Origin of the sequence: Egbenema bharatensis FJBBOT/2019 (genome assembly GCF_048077055.1) — a bacterium.
GTDB classification, from domain to species: Bacteria; Cyanobacteriota; Cyanobacteriia; order Elainellales; family Elainellaceae; genus Egbenema; species Egbenema bharatensis.
This window is the reverse complement of the sequence record NZ_CP182236.1, coordinates 3,117,701-3,133,956: the sequence shown is the minus strand read 5'-3', so window position 1 is coordinate 3,133,956 and position 16,256 is coordinate 3,117,701. Positions and strand designations below refer to the sequence as shown.

16 protein-coding genes are annotated in these 16,256 nt (G+C 49.8%); 8 read left to right on the top strand and 8 right to left on the bottom strand.

The window, feature by feature from the left end; translation table 11 throughout:
* Nucleotides 1-45 precede the first annotated feature (45 nt).
* The 3 genes from ACM1PF_RS14510 (at nt 46) to ACM1PF_RS14500 (ending at nt 2,180) form a co-directional block, all read left to right on the top strand.
* A complete protein-coding gene (locus tag ACM1PF_RS14510; protein WP_416675733.1) occupies nt 46-1,179 on the top strand; it encodes a glycosyltransferase family 4 protein in 1,134 nt (377 codons plus the stop codon).
* A 62-nt stretch (nt 1,180-1,241) separates the two neighbouring features.
* The gene (locus ACM1PF_RS14505; protein WP_416675730.1) at nt 1,242-1,781 is read left to right on the top strand and encodes a hypothetical protein; all 540 of its coding nucleotides are present in this window, start codon (nt 1,242-1,244) and stop codon (nt 1,779-1,781) included.
* Between the two features lie 135 nt (nt 1,782-1,916).
* The gene (locus tag ACM1PF_RS14500; protein WP_416675727.1) at nt 1,917-2,180 is read left to right on the top strand and encodes a hypothetical protein; all 264 of its coding nucleotides are present in this window, start codon (nt 1,917-1,919) and stop codon (nt 2,178-2,180) included.
* A 16-nt stretch (nt 2,181-2,196) separates the two neighbouring features.
* On the opposite strand, the gene ACM1PF_RS14495 is transcribed toward ACM1PF_RS14500, so the two are convergent.
* Both ACM1PF_RS14495 and ACM1PF_RS14490 read right to left on the bottom strand, forming a co-directional pair.
* Entirely contained in the window at nt 2,197-3,150 is a 954-nt protein-coding gene (locus ACM1PF_RS14495; RefSeq protein WP_416675725.1) for a glycosyltransferase family 2 protein, read from the bottom strand.
* A 66-nt stretch (nt 3,151-3,216) separates the two neighbouring features.
* Nucleotides 3,217-4,626, bottom strand: a complete 1,410-nt coding sequence (locus tag ACM1PF_RS14490; protein ID WP_416675722.1) for a right-handed parallel beta-helix repeat-containing protein — start codon at nt 4,624-4,626, stop codon at nt 3,217-3,219.
* Between the two features lie 338 nt (nt 4,627-4,964).
* Between ACM1PF_RS14490 and ACM1PF_RS14485 the strand changes: the two genes are divergently transcribed.
* Nucleotides 4,965-5,507 carry a GAF domain-containing protein gene (locus ACM1PF_RS14485; RefSeq protein WP_416675719.1) on the top strand — a complete coding sequence of 181 codons (543 nt, stop codon included), beginning with the start codon at nt 4,965-4,967 and terminating at the stop codon, nt 5,505-5,507.
* Nucleotide 5,508: 1 nt separating this feature from the next.
* Here the strand turns inward: ACM1PF_RS14485 and ACM1PF_RS14480 are convergent, their stop codons facing one another.
* A complete protein-coding gene (locus ACM1PF_RS14480) occupies nt 5,509-5,727 on the bottom strand; it encodes a hypothetical protein (RefSeq protein WP_416675717.1) in 219 nt (72 codons plus the stop codon).
* Nucleotides 5,728-6,130: 403 nt separating this feature from the next.
* On the opposite strand from ACM1PF_RS14480, the gene rnc reads away from it, so the two are divergent.
* Nucleotides 6,131-6,811: a ribonuclease III gene (rnc, locus tag ACM1PF_RS14475; RefSeq protein WP_416675714.1), complete on the top strand. Its 681-nt coding sequence runs from the start codon at nt 6,131-6,133 to the stop codon at nt 6,809-6,811.
* A gap of 393 nt (nt 6,812-7,204) precedes the next feature.
* Complete coding sequence (locus ACM1PF_RS14470; RefSeq protein ID WP_416675710.1) at nt 7,205-7,405, top strand: hypothetical protein; 201 nt, start codon at nt 7,205-7,207, stop codon at nt 7,403-7,405.
* 204 nt (nt 7,406-7,609) lie between these two features.
* Here ACM1PF_RS14470 and ACM1PF_RS14465 read toward each other — a convergent pair whose 3' ends face one another.
* Nucleotides 7,610-8,923, bottom strand: a complete 1,314-nt coding sequence (locus ACM1PF_RS14465; protein ID WP_416675708.1) for an aminopeptidase P N-terminal domain-containing protein — start codon at nt 8,921-8,923, stop codon at nt 7,610-7,612.
* Between the two features lie 452 nt (nt 8,924-9,375).
* Here ACM1PF_RS14465 and ACM1PF_RS14460 point away from each other — a divergent pair, with 452 nt between their 5' ends.
* Together ACM1PF_RS14460 and ACM1PF_RS14455 are read left to right on the top strand one after the other, a co-directional pair.
* Nucleotides 9,376-9,612: a hypothetical protein gene (locus ACM1PF_RS14460; protein WP_416675705.1), complete on the top strand. Its 237-nt coding sequence runs from the start codon at nt 9,376-9,378 to the stop codon at nt 9,610-9,612.
* 297 nt (nt 9,613-9,909) lie between these two features.
* Nucleotides 9,910-10,797 carry a bile acid:sodium symporter family protein gene (locus tag ACM1PF_RS14455; RefSeq protein ID WP_416675703.1) on the top strand — a complete coding sequence of 296 codons (888 nt, stop codon included), beginning with the start codon at nt 9,910-9,912 and terminating at the stop codon, nt 10,795-10,797.
* On the opposite strand, the gene ACM1PF_RS14450 is transcribed toward ACM1PF_RS14455, so the two are convergent.
* From ACM1PF_RS14450 to ACM1PF_RS14435, 4 genes are all read right to left on the bottom strand, one after another.
* A complete protein-coding gene (locus tag ACM1PF_RS14450; protein WP_416675701.1) occupies nt 10,781-12,157 on the bottom strand; it encodes a cytochrome P450 in 1,377 nt (458 codons plus the stop codon). The two genes, ACM1PF_RS14455 and ACM1PF_RS14450, sit on opposite strands and share 17 nt — an antisense overlap.
* 281 nt (nt 12,158-12,438) lie before the next feature.
* Nucleotides 12,439-13,410 carry a putative bifunctional diguanylate cyclase/phosphodiesterase gene (locus ACM1PF_RS14445; RefSeq protein ID WP_416675698.1) on the bottom strand — a complete coding sequence of 324 codons (972 nt, stop codon included), beginning with the start codon at nt 13,408-13,410 and terminating at the stop codon, nt 12,439-12,441.
* On the bottom strand, nt 13,410-15,605 hold the full coding sequence (locus ACM1PF_RS14440; protein ID WP_416675696.1) for a PAS domain S-box protein: 2,196 nt from the start codon (nt 15,603-15,605) through the stop codon (nt 13,410-13,412). Before ACM1PF_RS14440 ends, ACM1PF_RS14445 begins: the two co-directional genes overlap by 1 nt.
* A gap of 148 nt (nt 15,606-15,753) precedes the next feature.
* Nucleotides 15,754-16,242 carry a GNAT family N-acetyltransferase gene (locus ACM1PF_RS14435; protein ID WP_416675693.1) on the bottom strand — a complete coding sequence of 163 codons (489 nt, stop codon included), beginning with the start codon at nt 16,240-16,242 and terminating at the stop codon, nt 15,754-15,756.
* Between the last annotated feature and the right edge of the window lie 14 nt (nt 16,243-16,256).

Genomic DNA, 16,256 nt, shown 5'->3' with positions numbered 1-16,256 from the left:
CTCCCTTCCCCCTTGCCGTTCCCTATTTCCCTGATGTCCTAACCTATGCGAATCGCTCTTTTTACCGAAACTTTCCTTCCTAAGGTTGATGGGATTGTGACTCGCCTGAGTCATACCGTTGATCACCTGCAACGAATGGGTGATCAGGTGATGGTATTTTCCCCGGATGGCGGATTGAGAGAGTATAAAGGTGCGAAAATCTGCGGGATTCCAGGCTTTCCATTGCCGCTTTACCCAGAATTAAAGCTGGCTCTGCCGCGACCCTCCATTCGGCAAATTCTGGAGGATTTTAATCCTGATTTGATTCACATTGTCAATCCGGCGGTGCTGGGGCTGGGCGGATTGTATTATGCCAAATCGTTGGATGTGCCCCTGGTGGCTTCTTACCACACCCATCTGCCTAAGTATCTGGAGCACTATGGCTTGGGGATGCTGGAAGGAATGCTGTGGGAGCTGTTGAAGGCGTTGCATAATCAGGCGCAGATTAATCTCTGTACGTCTACTGCAATGCAGGAGGCGTTGACTTCCCACGGCATTGAGCGGGTAGAGGTGTGGCAGAAGGGGGTGGATACGGAGCTATTTCGCCCAGAATTGGCCAGTCAGGCGGTACGATCGCACCTTTCCCAGGGCCATCCAGAGAGTCCGATTCTGCTCTACGTGGGGCGGCTGTCGGCGGAGAAGGAAATCGATCGGATCAAGCCAGTGCTGGAGGCAATTCCCAATGCCCGGTTAGCGTTGGTGGGGGATGGCCCCTATCGACAGGATTTAGAAAAGCATTTTGAGGGAACCGCCACTCATTTTGTCGGCTATCTGACGGGAGAAGACCTGGGAGCAGCCTTTGCCTCAGCCGATGCCTTTATCTTCCCTTCTCGTACGGAAACGCTGGGGTTAGTCCTCCTGGAGGCGATGGCGGCGGGATGTCCGGTGATTGCGGCGAATGCAGGTGGGATTCCAGATATTGTTACGGACGGGGTAAACGGGTATTTGTTTGATCCAGATGATGAGCAAGGGGCGATCGCAGCCACCCATCGTCTGCTAGAAAATCAGATAGAACGGGAAGTGTTACGGCGTAATGCGCGTCTGGAAGCGGAGAAGTGGGGCTGGGCAGCGGCGACCCGGCAGTTGCAAGACTTTTATCAGTCGGTTCTGGCGGCTGGGGTAATGCCTTCGGCAGCGTAGGTTCAGACCTTTGAGGTATAATCCGAGGCAATTTCAGAAGAATTGGAGAGGGTCTAAGGTCTATGGCAGACGTTGAAGCAGTTGCCCAGAATTTGCTGGCTCTGGATGAAGATGATCTGATGGCGCAGCTTGGAGTGCGATCGCAGGTGATTGAGTCTAGCCCTGAAGCGGCTTCGATCGATGCTTTGGAGGAAGACCTGCCAGTGCCACGGGGAGCCTTTGATGATTTTTTGCAGGCGGGAAAGAATGTGTTTGCACCCGCCAGTGCCCAGGCTTATAAAATTCTGTGTTCGCCAATTGGCGGAGAGGGGGAACTTGCGGCAGAACTGGATAAGCTGATGAATCAGAAAACGGCGGAGGCGGCAGCAAAAATGACGGCGGCCTTGACTCCGGTTTTGGTGGGGAGTTTAGGACTGCCTCAGTCGATCGCGGTGATGGTGGGATCGCTGATTGTAAAGCGGGTTGCCAAGGGAACGTCTGATTTGATCTGCGAAAACTGGAAGGCGACTTTAGACGGGGCCGTCGATCCGGCGGAGAGTACGCTAGAGGATTCACCGATCGCGTCTGCGGAACCACCAGGTACACCCGGAGCAACGAGTTAATTGTTTGGTCTTTTGCTTTCCAAATATAGGACTATAACCAATGATGATGTCGGTTCTAACCTTTTACAGAACCGATCGCCCGACTGGACACGTTAGATTATTTACAAAAGTACATCTTTAATGTGTCTGTTGGTGATGATTCCCAATTTAATAGAAGCCACGAATGAGTATTGGCGCAAGTTGAATGAGCTAGAGGCTGCTTACCAGCGGGGTGAGGTGTCGCTGGAAGAGGTGGATACAAGGGTAGAAGGATTGATGGCGGAGTTGGGGCGGGAACGTCGTGCAACGGTGAGGTTTTTGATGGATAATGTGCGCCGAATCTGGCAGGAGCAACGTGAGGTGATTGTGGGTTTGGGGGCGATCGGTGTTTTGGCATATAGCTGGGTGGTGCCAAGTTAGCGAATGGATTAAAGAATTAGGGTGAAACAACCTTTCCCTGCTTCATCTCCGCATAGGCCGCATACACCCCCCGCACGTTATACCAATTGAGAAAAATTCGGGCGATTTCCAGCGCAAGCTGCGGTTTACCCCGATCGATCAACCATTGCAGCAGGGGAGCCATCGTGCGTTCGTTCAGCAAGCCGCCCAAAGACAGCACCCCCCACAAGATGCGATGAATCCAGGTCATTTGAATCATCATTCGCACATTCCAGGTGGGATGCTTCTGGTAAAACAACACCCCCATCCGTCCCCGCTGAATTTCCTTGTCGATCAGGTTATCCATCTGCGCCAGGGAAAAGGGAGGATGCCAGTGATAACCCACCGCCTCCGGGCACTTAATCAACGTCAGACCCAACTGCTTCAGCCGCACCCCCAACTCCAGATCCTCCCAACCATAGAGCTGAAAACGGGTATCAAACAGTCCTGCCTGTTCCAGCCACTTGCGATCGATCGCCACATTTCCCGTCGCAAAGTAAGCCGCTGAAAAGTCCGTCAGCTTGTACGGTTCAGAGGTGGGATGCTCAAAGTTGCAGGTGTTGATGACGCTGCCGTAGGTGAAGAGGCGATCGGTTCCCAGGGTTTTTTGTCCCTGAGTCAGAGCATCCGCATGGGCTTGTAGAAAAGTGTTTGTCACCACCAGGTCGCTATCAATAAAAATGATCGTGTCGCCCCTGGCGCATTCCACCCCCAGATTCCGAGCTGCTGCCGGGCCGAGATGGTTTTGCTCAAACAACTGAACGTGGGGAAACTCCGCTGCTGCTTGCTTCAGCCAGGGAACAGTGCCATCCGTTGATCCATCATCCACCACCACCACTTCATAGCCTTCCACCTGGGTAGCCGGACTCAACTGCTGGGTTTCCAATGCCCGCAGGCACTTTTCTAGAATGGGCTGACGATTGTAAGTGGGAATGACAACACTAAAAAACACGGGCTTCTGCGATCGAAATAGCTTTTATAGCGTATCAAGAATAGCGTATTAAGATTTGAGGATGGATCAAGCGGGTTGAGCAAAATGGGGCAAGCGTTGCCTGAAGGTGCGAGCTGCTGGTTCATCCAGGAATTGCGGTGGGAAATTGTCCTGCCACCATAGATCGGGCGGCTCAGAAGCGGGAAAGGCACCGATGGTCACTGGGGGGGATTCGGGTGAAGCGGAATCCAGAGCGCGGAGAAAAGCAGGTTGTAGGTAGAAGTTACCCATCTCAGGATCGACAAATTCAGGTTGCTTCAGCAGTGGAAAATCCCCGTTGGTGCCGTAAATGTGAGCATAGTTATCTGTCCAGCCTGCGTAAATCGGTTGGGTACTACTATTTGCCCCAAAAATTAAATTTGTCTCGATCGCAATATTTTTTTGAGCCAGGCTTTCTTCAATAGTGCTGTTGTGATCTAGATAGCGATCGCTATATCCGATTTGAAATCCTGTATTTTCGCTAAAAATATTGTGCTTGATTTGAACATTTTGCAGATGATCTGAGAATAGATACAGCCCTCCAGTCAGCCAATAAAAGTCCTTGCCAGAACTTGGTTCACCATAGCCATTGTGATAAACGGTGTTGTTTTCAATCTCAATATTTTGGCGCAGTCCATCGTTTCCCCAGCGGGAGAAGAAAATTCCGGTTCCCCAGTTGTCGTAGAGCAAGTTATGGTGAAATCGAATCTGCTTGGCGATCGCTCCTCCCTCCACTGACAGGGCAAATCCCGCGCTCTGGCAATCATGGACAACATTATTGTAAAGTTCCACGTCTTTCAGTTGCCCATACCAACTATCGACATATAACCCTTGCCGCAACATATGGTGGATATGATTGTGATGAACTGTGCCAAACTTACTCTCTTCTTTAATATCAATTCCCTCTTTCTTGCCATCCTGCAATAAATTGAACGCAACCTCAAAGTTCTCAACACTTCCCAAAGAAATCGCTTCGTGCGGAGGTTCTGGAAAATTATTGGAAAACCCAGCCATTTCAGGATCATTAGCATTAATAACGGTGTTACCAATTACTTTTTGATGCTGGCTATTCCACAGGCCAATCCCCGGCGAAAATGTGTTTTTAATCGTATTATTATAAAGTGCAATGTGATGGCTGTTTCTAACGGTTATTCCAGAGTTATGAGAGTTGATGATTTCTAGATTTTGTACCCTGATATATCCAACATTCTCTAGCTGAAAAGCTCCCTGATCGTGGGCATAGGGAGGCTGTCCGGAAGGTGGGGCAACAGGCACAGCCTCAGCATCCAAAATCACCCGTTCTCCTGGAAAAGCACGGTAAGTAATCCAGGCTCTTGCCGTGCCAGAATATTTTGCTTGAACGGGTTCACTGAGGGGGTAGGTGCCTTCACGGATATAGAGGGTATCGCCCGCCTTTAAGACCTGTGTGGCATGAGAAACCGTTGCCCAAGGATGCATCAGCGAACCGTCATTGGTATCATTGCCAATGGTTGCAACGTAAAAAGTGTGATGGATGGATTGTGAGGAAATCGAAGATTTTAATCCTATGTTTCCGAGAATCAGCAATAGCGCAGTCAGTAATAGAATAAGCGCGAGATATCCTATTTTTTTAGGGCGAAAATAATTTAAGGACAACATCAGTGATGCAAAACTACTTGTATTAGTGTCATTCAACCATCGTTACTCTAAATTTTATTCAACTTAAAGTTGAGGATATGCCGCTTCACGCAATCTACATGAAAATTGCCTTTACGTTAAAATCCAGAAGTTCAATATCAAACTCAATTAAGCCTGGAATGAATTCTCTGCCTGATTCCCTGCAAACCATTTTCTCTCTACACCATCAGCCAGAATCGTTGTTTGAAGCACTTTTGCCAGAAATTAGTCAGGTATTAAACACCGATCGCTGCTTTTTAGTGGTGCGTCATCCTGACACGCGAATCTATCGCAACTTCTGCTGGCGACGCAAACCCGAATTTCCCGACTTAACCACAGCCGGATGGGAATTGGAAGAGAACTGGGAAGAGGATGATCCCATGTTTGCGGCTGCTTTGCGCACTGAACCTTCTATCTTTGTCGAGGATATCGAAACAGCCAGTCCCACGGTGCTGAACCGAGAATTTGAACGAGAAAATTTTGGCCATCGGGCCCTGATCCATGCCCATTTAAGCGATGGGGGGAAACTCTGGGGAATTTTACAGCCCTGCCTGTTTGATCATCCGCGCACCTGGAGTGAGTTCGATCGTGCTGTGATCACTCAACTCATCCAAAACCTGACACCGATCGTGGTGGAGTACGTTCAGTCGGTAAAGGACTCGAAGATGAGCCACAAGAACTGAGTTAGTCAACGACCTTGAGAAGACCCATTCGTAGCCGATCGAACACCTGCTGAATTTGAGCCAGTTGTTGGGTGGTTAGCGTTGCATTAGAACGAGTTGCAGTCAGGAACCAGGCGCGATCGGCAGCAGTAATTTTTCCAGAGGACAAAATGCGATCGATAATTTGTTCTGGATGTAGGGAAGTTGGCGAAGGCGCAGCCGCAAAGGTATTCGTTTTCATAGCAGATTCAATAGGTAGAAGCAAACTTCAGGGAACAAATGAATGACTGGTTCACGTGCAAAGCGTAATGCAAGTAAACCACTGAGAACTGTTGCGAGTTGGGAGTCAGGCAGTGCCCACTAACGATTGCTAGATTGGGTACTAGCTTGAGTCAACTCAGTAAAAACCGCTAAATGAAACAACGTAACAACCAGCTCAGAACTTCCGTAAAATCCGAGCTATACGCCCACACCCTATGAACTAAAGATGCCACAGTACGCTCAGTATTCCCAGCTTTCTTAGAAAACTTAAAAAAACAATAAATTTTTGATGAACTTCCGTAACTAACTCAGTACATATGTTTAAGCGAATTTAAGTATAGTGAAACTTCGGACGAATTTATCCAGCACCTTTATCCAGCATCATGAATCCATCCTTTCAACTGCCGCGCTTTCACGATCGCAGTTTATTAGAATTAGCTCTGACCCATCGCTCCTATGTGAACGAACATCCTGCCGTGCGAGAACACAATGAACGTCTGGAATTTTTGGGCGATGCCATTCTAAATTTTCTCAGTGGTGAATATTTATACAAGAAGTTTCCCGAAAAACCAGAAGGACAGCTATCGGCAATGCGATCGAGCCTGGTTGATGAGCGGCAGTTAGCGCAATTTGCCGAAATGCTGGGATTGGGCAGCCAGATCAAGCTGGGGCGAGGGGCAGAACAGGAGGGGGGGCGGCACAATGCCAACCTGTTGAGCAGTACCTTTGAAGCGATCGTGGGTGCGTATTTTTTAGATACCGATTCTGATATCGCTGCCGTACAAGATTTTGTTGAACCTTTGTTCGACAACTATTACCAAAACTATTCTTGCACTGATTCTCCGTCTGACAATCCTAAAAGTCAGTTTCAAGCCTGGGCATTAGCAACGATAGGTGTGAATCCGCAGTATGAAGTTATCCGTGAAATCGGGCCTGACCATGCGAAAGAATTTACCGCGATCGTTCAGGTCAAGCAGCAGACCTATGGGCAAGGGCAAGGGCGGCGGAAGCAGGAGGCGGAGAAAGCAGCGGCCAGAGATGCGCTCAAGCGTTTGGGGCTTTGATTCAGTGGTTCATGATCGCGTGGTAGCTGTTCCCCCTACTTCTGAATCCCTGTCCTGGCTCAACCATGACTTCCAAAAAAGTAGCTGAATACGCTTGTGTTTGCCAAACGTATCCGCTATGCTGTTGCGATGCTGGTTGTTTCTACCCAGAAGGAGCCAGTGAACCAAACCCGCTTAAGGTGAGGTGCGGCGCTGATTAGGGAAGCCGCAAACAACCCTAACCAGCTAACCTAACTTCTGCACGAACCAGAAAGTCAGGCTGTCTGATTGTAGATCACGCTGTCTATTTTCGGCTGCCCTGCTGATGAACGACGATGTTTGGGGGCTGTCTTCTCGGCACTCCCCACACCTTAAGCTTTTCTTCCCTTAATACGCATCAGCGAGGAACTAAATATGTCTTCAGAGTTCAACGAACTGCTGCCCGTCGCCCAAGATGATCGGGTACAAATTTGGATTATCGGTACGCGCGATCAGGTCATCTTCACCATGAACGAATTTTATGTGCGACGGATTGCCACCGACAGAGTTCAGTTCACCCCGATCATTCCGGCTCCCTTTGCCACCGGAAAATACATGACGGTTCTGGTGCGGTAAGAGGGTGTTTGAAAAGTGGTCTGTTGTGCCTTTGAACAAGTTAGATCCCCCCTACCCCCCTTAAAAAAGGGGGGAACCGAACTCAAAGTCCCCCTTTTTAAGGGGGATTTAGGGGGATCAACCCCAGGGTTCACTGTGAAACGAACCCATTTTAGATCTACTAACTCTTGTGGGGTGGGCATCCTGCCCGCCCATTCCACCACTTTACTCCTCCAACTCCTCGATCGCCTTTGGCACACCAGCCGTCAATATCTCATGGCCAGCAGCCGTAACCAGAACATCATCCTCAATCCGAATGCCGATGCCGTGCCAGCGAGGATCTACTTCCGGTTGACCTTCAACGGGTTTAATGTAGGGTGAAATGTAAATTCCAGGTTCGACGGTTAACACCTGACCCGGTTCTAAATTGTGCGGCGTTTCTCCGTGCTGATAGACACCTACATCGTGGACATCCAGACCCAGCCAGTGGCCAGTGCGGTGCATATAAAACGGTTTGTACTTCTCCTCTTTAATGATTTCCTCAATGTCTCCCTGAAGCAGTCCCAGATCCATTAATCCTTCGACAATTACCCGCACTGCCGTATCGTGGGTTTGATTATAGGGATTGCCAGGATGCACTTGGGCGATCGTCTGTCGTTGGGCTTCCAGCACAATCTGATAAATCGCCTTTTGTTCGGGTGAAAACTGACCGCCGATCGGAAAAGTCCGGGTGATGTCAGAGTTGTAGTAGTCGTAGGCACAACCCGCATCGATCAACAACAGATCGCCATCCTGCATTTGCCGCGTGTTTTCGGTGTAGTGCAGCACACAGGCATTAGCTCCAGAGGCAACGATCGATGGATAGGCGGGCCCCATCGCTCCCTGGAGGCGAAAGGTATGTTCAATTTCTGCCTGCACTTCATACTCATAGCGGCCTGCCTGGGCAAATTGCCGCGCCCGATTGTGGGCTTCTACCGCAATGGCGGCTGCTTTCCGCATTCGTTCGAGTTCCTGTTCAGATTTGATCTGCCGCATCGGATGCAGGATGGGCGAGGGATTTTCCAGGGCCGTTGGGCCGATTCCCTTTTTAGGATAAACCGCCATCAACTTTTGCCAGTGCTGCAAAATCGTGTGATCAAAGCCCTGATCGCGCCCCAGTTTGTAGTAAATTCGATCGGCTTTTTCTAAGTATTGCGGCAGTTTCTCGCTCAGTTCTTCGATCGGGTAAACGGCATCAGCTCCAAACCGTTCCTTTGCCTCATCTACCCCGACTCGATACCCCGTCCAGGTTTCTTTTTCCAGATCCTTTGGCTGCACGAACAGGACAAATCGATGTTCTTCGTGGTGGGGAGCCAGCACTGCCACGGCGTTAGGTTCGTTGAAGCCCGTCAGGTAAAAGAAGTCGCTATCCTGCCGGAAGTTATACTCCACATCGTTGTGCATTACGGCCGTGGGCGCACTCCGAAAGATGGCAGTGCCTTTGCCAATTTTGGACATCAGGTGTTCGCGGCGCGTGGCGTATTCGGTGGGTGTGGTCATGGGGAGAGATGAAAAAGAGAAAGGGGTTAGTTGCAGCAAATATCGTTTTTGAAATATCGCTTTTAAGCAGTGTAGCAACTTCACTGAGGACTGCGATCGCTCCTACTCTTTCCCTATTCTCCCGACTCCCGACTCCAGTAAATTTGTACAACAGAACACTTGACTGGGGCGATCGATCTGGTAATGTCTTAATTTATGGCTACATAGTGCGTGATCAATGCGTGTCGCAGTAGCCTGGCCCCCAACAACCTGGCGAGGTATGAAGTAGTCGCGAGCTACAACATACCTCTAACCCCACAGACGACCGTAGCTGTCCGTCGGGCTTGGATTAGTTTAACGCTTTTGTTGAACACCTCCTATCCCTGGCTTTGCGATGGTCGAATGTGGGGGAAAACCGGGTTGGTGGGTTTCTTCTGATTCCACAATCCCTAACCCATACAAGGAGAATTCCTATGACAGGTGATTTCAACCTGTTCGATCGTCCTGCCTTTGGAGATGATGCTGATCCGAGTGCAGGACGAGAGCGTGTTCGGATTATCATCTTTGGTTCTAAAGAAGTGGTTCGTGCCACCATTCACGATCTTTATCTGAAAAACTTCCGCCGCATCGAAAGCTGGAGTCCCCTCTTACCGACTCCCGATCCCACTGTGTTCATGTCTATCAGCACCGAATATCGAGTCATGCGATAGCACAATTTAGATCTTGCACCGGGTTCTCCCACCCGCCCTGCAATGAATTGCGGGCTAATGGCTCAAACCCATTGAAATGGGTTGAAAGCCTTCTCTGCCAAGGGTTTTAGTCCGTTTAAACGGACTTCAGCAATTAGCCCCGAATTGATTCGAGGGCGGGGGATTGGGAAAGCTGCAAGATATGAGACAAGTCAATCGACTGAACTCACTTGACTATCCCCTTATAATGTCTCAGGACTGCCTGTTGAATGGCAAACATTCCTGTAGATTTCCTCCCGTTATCCATCTTTACCACCGATGCAGAGCAACCTATTTACCGCCGTTTTGCTCCCCTTAGCCCTGGCCATTGTCATGCTGGGAATGGGGTTAAGTTTGGTTCCCCAAGACTTTCAGCGAATCACTCGCTATCCCAAAGCAGTAACAGTGGGGATCCTCTGTCAAGTCTTGCTCTTACCGTTGATTGGGGCCCTCATTACCCTGATCGTTCCCATGCAGCCTGCGATCGCCGTTGGTTTAATCGTGCTGGCAGTTTGTCCGGGTGGCCCTTCCTCCAATCTTATGACCTATCTGGCCAGGGGCGATGTGGCTCTATCCGTCACCCTGACCGCCATCAACAGCATCATCACTATCTTTACGATTCCGATTATTAGCAATCTAGCCCTTCAGCATTTTCTGGGACAAACCGCGGCCATTTCCCTGCCCATCGGTCAGACCATGCTGCAAATTTTTCTGATTACGCTGTTGCCCATTGCGATCGGCATGCTGATTCGGCGGCAGTTTCCCACTACCGCCCGTCGCCTGGAAAAGCAGATGAGTCGTCTGGCGATCGGTCTGCTGGGGTTAATTATTGGACTGTTGCTGCTGCGCGAAGGGAGTCAGCTTCCCCAATTCCTGGTGCAGGTAGGAATGGGTGTCCTCTTACTCAACCTCCTGGCAATGCTGACCGGATTTGGGGCAGGCAAGCTGTTTCAGTTACCTTTGCCGCAACAGATCTGTCTTGCCATTGAAGTGGGTATTCAAAATGGAACCCTGGCGATCGCCATCACCGCAGGTTTGCTCAATGATGCAGATATGGCTGTGCCTGCCGCTGTTTATAGCTTGTTGATGTACCTGACGGGGTTTGGAGCGGTTTTTCTGGGGAGAAAAGTCAGTCGTGGCGTGCCTGAAGTTACAGATTTCGTGTAAGCGGGTTGAGCAGCGGCCGGCTTCGTTTCGCTTGCACAACCATCCGCACTCCGCCACTTGGAGCCAGCGTAAATCCCCGACGTTGGAGTTTAACGGTTTGATTCTCGGCTAAGGCCAGTTGATACCGGGATAAAATGGTCGCCAGAACCAGCTTGATTTCTAACTGAGCTAAGGCGTACCCCAGGCAGCGGCGATTGCCACCCCCAAACGGTAAATACTCAGAAGGCGAGTATTGCCGCGTCAGGAACCGTTCTGGCTGAAATTGGTGAGCATCGGGATACAAATCTTCCCGGTAATGGACAAGATAGATCGAGGGCAGTAAAACCGTTTCAGCATCAAATTGGTATGCGGCAATTTTCATCGGTGACTGGGTAATGCGGGGGAAAATGGCGGGAATCACAGGATACATCCGCAGCGTCTCCTGGCAAACGGCGGTCAGGTAAGGCAATTGAGCGATTTTGATGGGGGGTAATTCCCCTAAACTGTCCAACTCCTGGAGCAATTTTGCCAAAACCTCTGGCTGATTATGAATTTGATAAAACGCCCAGGCAAGAGTGGTTGCAGAGGTTTCATGTCCGGCAAATAGGAGCGTTAGCAGTTCATCCCGCAATTCGGCATCGGTCATCGCTTGCCCCTGTTCATCCCGTGCGGCCATCATCAGGCTCAAGATATCGGTTTTTTCTGCCTGCCCCTTGGCTTTGCGCTCCACAATTTCTGCTTGCAGCAAATCATGAATTTGTCGCTGTCGCTGCTTCATCCGTCCCCAGGGAGTCCAGGTTCCCAAATCCCGTTGCAGCACCGGAAAGAACAGCATACTGGAGCGCAGGGGAGAATCCGTCATATTCGTCCAATCCACCAGGAGCGATTTCAGTTGGTGATACCGTTCCCCTTCACTCAAGCCAAACACAATCTGTAAAATCACCTCCAGGCTAATCTGCTGCATGGTGGTGCGAGCGACAAACGGTTGACCGATTTGCCACTGGCTGGCCACCTGTTCTGTAATCTGACCGATTTGGTTGGCGTAGGTTTGCAGTCTTTCTCCATGAAAAGAAGGCATGAGCAACTTTCGTTCTCGTCGGTGACGATCGCCATCCATGAGCAATAGAGAATTTTGACCCAGTAGCGGTCCTGCCAGAGCATTGCCGCGCCCAACCATAAATTTGGCATCCTGGTGGAAGATTTCCTGAATGACCTGCGGACTGCCGATAAGCACAAAAGATCCCAGTCGGCCCAGCCGCACGGTAAAAACATCTCCATACATACGTCTGTATCGGCTCTGAAATTCGATCGGATCAGCAATCCACTCGATCAGTTGCCGCCAGGCGGGACGGGAAATACTGTTGGGTAATTGGCTCATCATGGCATTTCTCCACTGAGGGATAGGTGAGGCACTATGCCTGGTTGACTGACAAAACTCCTGAAACCCTGAAAATTCGTAGGTTGGGTTGAGGGACGAAACCCAACGCAAATCACTGAACCTGTTGGGTTTCGCTATGCTCAACCCAACCTACAAAAAAGATTTGTCAGTCAACCAGGGCACTATACGAAGATACATTTACGGTATCTCAGAGCGGCTGAATCCCATCTGAGTTTTAAAGAATTAAAAAGAATGAAACATCTGCCTCTTCCGATCGCTCCCGCTTACTGCTCCTCGATCGCCCATTCCCGATGCTTCAAACCCATTTCCACCGCCTCCCGACTCAACGCCTGCGAGAACAGATAACCCTGCCCCAACTGGTAGCCCAGAGCACGCAACCGTTCTAGCTGTTGTGGGGTTTCAATGCCCTCCGCGATCGCATCGAGTTCTAGCTGTTGACTCAGGGCAGCAATGGTTTCGACAATTTGATGTTTGCGAGTATCCTCTTGAATTTGCTGAACGAAAGAGCGATCGACTTTGAGATAATCAACGGGTAAACGGTGGAGATAATTTAAAGATGAATAACCCGTGCCAAAGTCATCAATGCTAATTTGAATCTCTCGTTCTTGCAACTGTCTGAGTAAATCAATGGTAAATTCAATATCTTCGATCAGCATACTTTCCGTGATTTCTAAGGATAAATACCGTCCGGGTAAGCGCGTGTCAGACAGAATTCGATCGACTTCTGCCAGGAGATCAGACTGTCGTAAATCCTGCGCTGAAAGATTCACGCTGATCTTCAAATTCGCATACTCAGGAAAATCCGTCTGCCATGCCACAATCTGATGACAAGCAGTCCACAGTCCCCAATAATCTAACGGCGTGATTAGTCCAGTTTCTTCAGCGACTGAAATGAAGTCTCCTGGATATTTTAGCCCCTGAGTCGGTTGCTGCCAGCGGATCAGGGCTTCAAACCCTACCAGATTTCCGGTGTCCAGCATCACGATCGGTTGATAGTGGAGGATAAATTCTTGATGTTCAATGGCGCGGCGCAGGTCATTTTCTAAATGCAGACGACGTAGGGCCTGAGTATGCATTTCCGCACCGAAGATCTCGTACCGTGCCTTGCCCTGATTCTTGGCTCGATACATGGCAATATCCGCATTTCGCAACAGATGGGCAGCTTGAGTATAGTCTCTGGAACCCAACACGACACCAATACTGCAAGTCGTATAAACCTCTCGCCCTTCCAGCATCAATGGCGTTTGGAGGGCGGCAAAAATCCGTTCTGTGGCCGAACTGCTTCCTGAATGTCTACTTCTTCCAGCAGAATCACAAACTCATCACCGCCCCAACGGGCCGCCAGATCGACGCTACGGAGAATAGATCTCAGCTTGTGGGCGATCGCAATCAGCAACTGATCTCCGGCTAAATGCCCCAGGCTATCGTTAACCACCTTGAAGCGATCGAGATCCAGAAATAAAACTGCGAAGTGATACCCGTCCAGGCGATGGGCGCGATGGATGGCTAATTCCAACCGTTCCATGAGGAGATGGCGATTGGGCAATCCGGTCAGGGAATCGTGCAGGGCATCATGCTTAAGCTGTTGTTGGACTCGAACCCGCTCCGTGACATCCCGCGATGTGGTTTGCAGTTGAATCACTTCTCCGGCGGCATCTAGAATCGGTCGCGTCAGGGTTTCAAACCAGATGTAATTCCCCGACTTTTGCCGCATTCGATAGGTGATCGGTACGGGTTTGCCGCTGATTGCTGTAATGTGGGATTCCTGGCGAATCCGATCGCAATCGTCAGGATGGAAGAAACTGTAGGGATCCTGTCCCAGCATTTCTTCATAGCGATAGCCCAGGAGCGTTTCGCAGGATGGACTGACATAGAGATATCGTCCCCGTAAGTCGTGCAGACACACCAGGTCGTTCATATTTTCGGCGAGTAACCGATAGCGCATTTCACTCTCGCGCATGGACGCTTCTGCCTGTTTGCGATCGCTGACATCCAGAATCAACGTATCCCAGAGGACATCACCGTTAGGTTGTTGAATCGGTCTCCCTGCTGCTTCCAGCCATTTCTCCTGCCCTGATGGGGTTCTAATCCGCCAGACATAGGCCCAGGGTTGTAGGGTTCGCGCTGACTCCATCACCGATTCATACATGGCGGGAAGATCCTCTGGATGGATCATTTGCCAAAGAATGCTGGCATCTGCCACCACAGCCTCAGCATTGACTTCCCACAGGCGAGAACAGCCCGGACTCATGTACAGCACACCATCTGTCCCATCTGGGCGGAGCAGATAACGAAAAATTGCGCCCGGCACATTGGCTGCCATATTCTGAAATCGGGCTTCGCTTTCTCGCAGTGCAACTTCCACCCGACAACGCTCCTCCAGTTCCAGTTGTACCTGGCGATAAAGATTGGCTTGCTGAATGGCGATCGCCAGCTGATCGGCAACAAATTGCGCTAACTCCACCTGATTCTCAGTCCAGGTAAAGGGGCTTTGGGAGGTAGCCACGCCAAAGCAACCCCACAGCGTTTCTTCAACCACTAACGGAATCAGCAACCAGGCTCCGGGTATCGTCTGGGCAACTTCTCGATTCGCTGAATCATTAATCTGGGATGTATCTGCAATCCTGACCTGCTGAAACTGCTTCAATTGGTCAGTCAGGGAATTGTTGAGATCAGAAATCTCAAACCCAATCCTGGAGGGGGTATCGGGATGGTGGTGAAATTCTGCAACATACCGCCAAAGACTCAGCTCTGGCAGATATCTCACGACATAACAGTCCATTTTCCCGAAGAGTTGAGCCGTTTCGGCTGTCGCAGTGGCAAAAATGGTATCCAGTTCCAGGGAGTTGCGGATGGCTTGCAGGACGCGATTGAGGGCCTGTTCCCGCAGAATTTTCTCTTTGAGTGCAGTAATATCTCGCCCAACGGACTGGATTTCAACCAATTGCCCCTGGGAGTCAAAAATACCCAAACTAATCCACTGAGTCCAGCCAATCTGACCCTCTGCCCGGTAGTCCTGATTGACATTCTCAAAAGTTGGGGCTTCTGGAGTCAGGGCAGCAATCTTCTGGTGAACCGTTTCTAGCTCTTCCAGCGGGACAAAACGACTCCATTGCATCCCAACCACTTCATCCAGGGTACGTCCCAGGGCCAGACAGAGGGCACGGTTGGCAAAGGTAATGGTGGTATCAGGCAGCGATCGCAAAATTAAGTCTGTTTGGGACTGAATCACCTGGAGGTAGCGGGATTCATTTTCGGAGGGCGTATTTTCACTGATTTGCCGCTCCAGTTCGCGCCGAATCCATTGGCTCTCATTTTCGGTTAACAGATCGGCAATCAGAGATTCCACCCACCGTTTGACAGGCTCTGGCGTATTTTCCCAGCCTTCTGGGAAATCCTGTTCGAGGGAAAAGAATTGCCGTTTTGTCATGACCGTAGCACCTACGACCCTGTATATTGTTGCCTAAAGTATGCCCACCATTCTGAACCTTATTCTACATTCCCATTCTTTACAATCAGTTGCGTTAATTCTAGTTGAGAACCGGGTGGGAGAAATTGATACAAATCATTGATACAAATCACAGCAGCGACTTTTGCCAAATTCCCACATCAATATATTGTTCAAATTTGAATCCTACTTTCTTCAGAACGCCACTTTCTGAAAATCCGAGCTTTTGATGTAAGGTGATGCTTCCCTGATTCGGTAATGCAATCAATGCAATGAGTTCTCTAAATCCTTTTTCGGTTGCCGATCGAATTAATTCACGATACAAAAGCTGACCAAACCCTTTCCTGATCTGGTCTTGTTTCAGGTAAATTGTTGATTCTACTGTGTGACTATACGCCGATCGAGGATGAAATGCGCCATAGTAGGCATACCCAACAATCTCCTGGTTGACTTCTGCCACCAACCAATCATACTTCTGAAGCTTCTCCTGAACCCGCTGCTTCATTTCTAGAGCATGAATGGCTTCTACCTCAAATGTGATTGGCGTATTCAGGATATACCAATTATAGATTTCGGTAATTTTTTCTATATCGTTTTCTGCGATCGATCGGATGTTCATTGTCTGAATTCGCT

Coding starts and splice junctions, on each gene's coding strand:
- rnc (WP_416675714.1), top strand. CDS start 6,131: ATGAATCCATCCTTTCAACTGCCGCGCTTTCACGATCGCAGTTTATTA.
- ACM1PF_RS14455 (WP_416675703.1), top strand. CDS start 9,910: ATGCAGAGCAACCTATTTACCGCCGTTTTGCTCCCCTTAGCCCTGGCC.
- ACM1PF_RS14510 (WP_416675733.1), top strand. CDS start 46: ATGCGAATCGCTCTTTTTACCGAAACTTTCCTTCCTAAGGTTGATGGG.
- ACM1PF_RS14465 (WP_416675708.1), bottom strand. CDS start 8,923: ATGACCACACCCACCGAATACGCCACGCGCCGCGAACACCTGATGTCC.
- ACM1PF_RS14470 (WP_416675710.1), top strand. CDS start 7,205: ATGTCTTCAGAGTTCAACGAACTGCTGCCCGTCGCCCAAGATGATCGG.
- ACM1PF_RS14490 (WP_416675722.1), bottom strand. CDS start 4,626: ATGCATCCTTGGGCAACGGTTTCTCATGCCACACAGGTCTTAAAGGCG.
- ACM1PF_RS14485 (WP_416675719.1), top strand. CDS start 4,965: ATGAATTCTCTGCCTGATTCCCTGCAAACCATTTTCTCTCTACACCAT.
- ACM1PF_RS14480 (WP_416675717.1), bottom strand. CDS start 5,727: ATGAAAACGAATACCTTTGCGGCTGCGCCTTCGCCAACTTCCCTACAT.
- ACM1PF_RS14500 (WP_416675727.1), top strand. CDS start 1,917: ATGATTCCCAATTTAATAGAAGCCACGAATGAGTATTGGCGCAAGTTG.
- ACM1PF_RS14440 (WP_416675696.1), bottom strand. CDS start 15,605: ATGACAAAACGGCAATTCTTTTCCCTCGAACAGGATTTCCCAGAAGGC.
- ACM1PF_RS14435 (WP_416675693.1), bottom strand. CDS start 16,242: ATGAACATCCGATCGATCGCAGAAAACGATATAGAAAAAATTACCGAA.
- ACM1PF_RS14460 (WP_416675705.1), top strand. CDS start 9,376: ATGACAGGTGATTTCAACCTGTTCGATCGTCCTGCCTTTGGAGATGAT.
- ACM1PF_RS14445 (WP_416675698.1), bottom strand. CDS start 13,410: ATGCTGGAAGGGCGAGAGGTTTATACGACTTGCAGTATTGGTGTCGTG.
- ACM1PF_RS14505 (WP_416675730.1), top strand. CDS start 1,242: ATGGCAGACGTTGAAGCAGTTGCCCAGAATTTGCTGGCTCTGGATGAA.
- ACM1PF_RS14450 (WP_416675701.1), bottom strand. CDS start 12,157: ATGATGAGCCAATTACCCAACAGTATTTCCCGTCCCGCCTGGCGGCAA.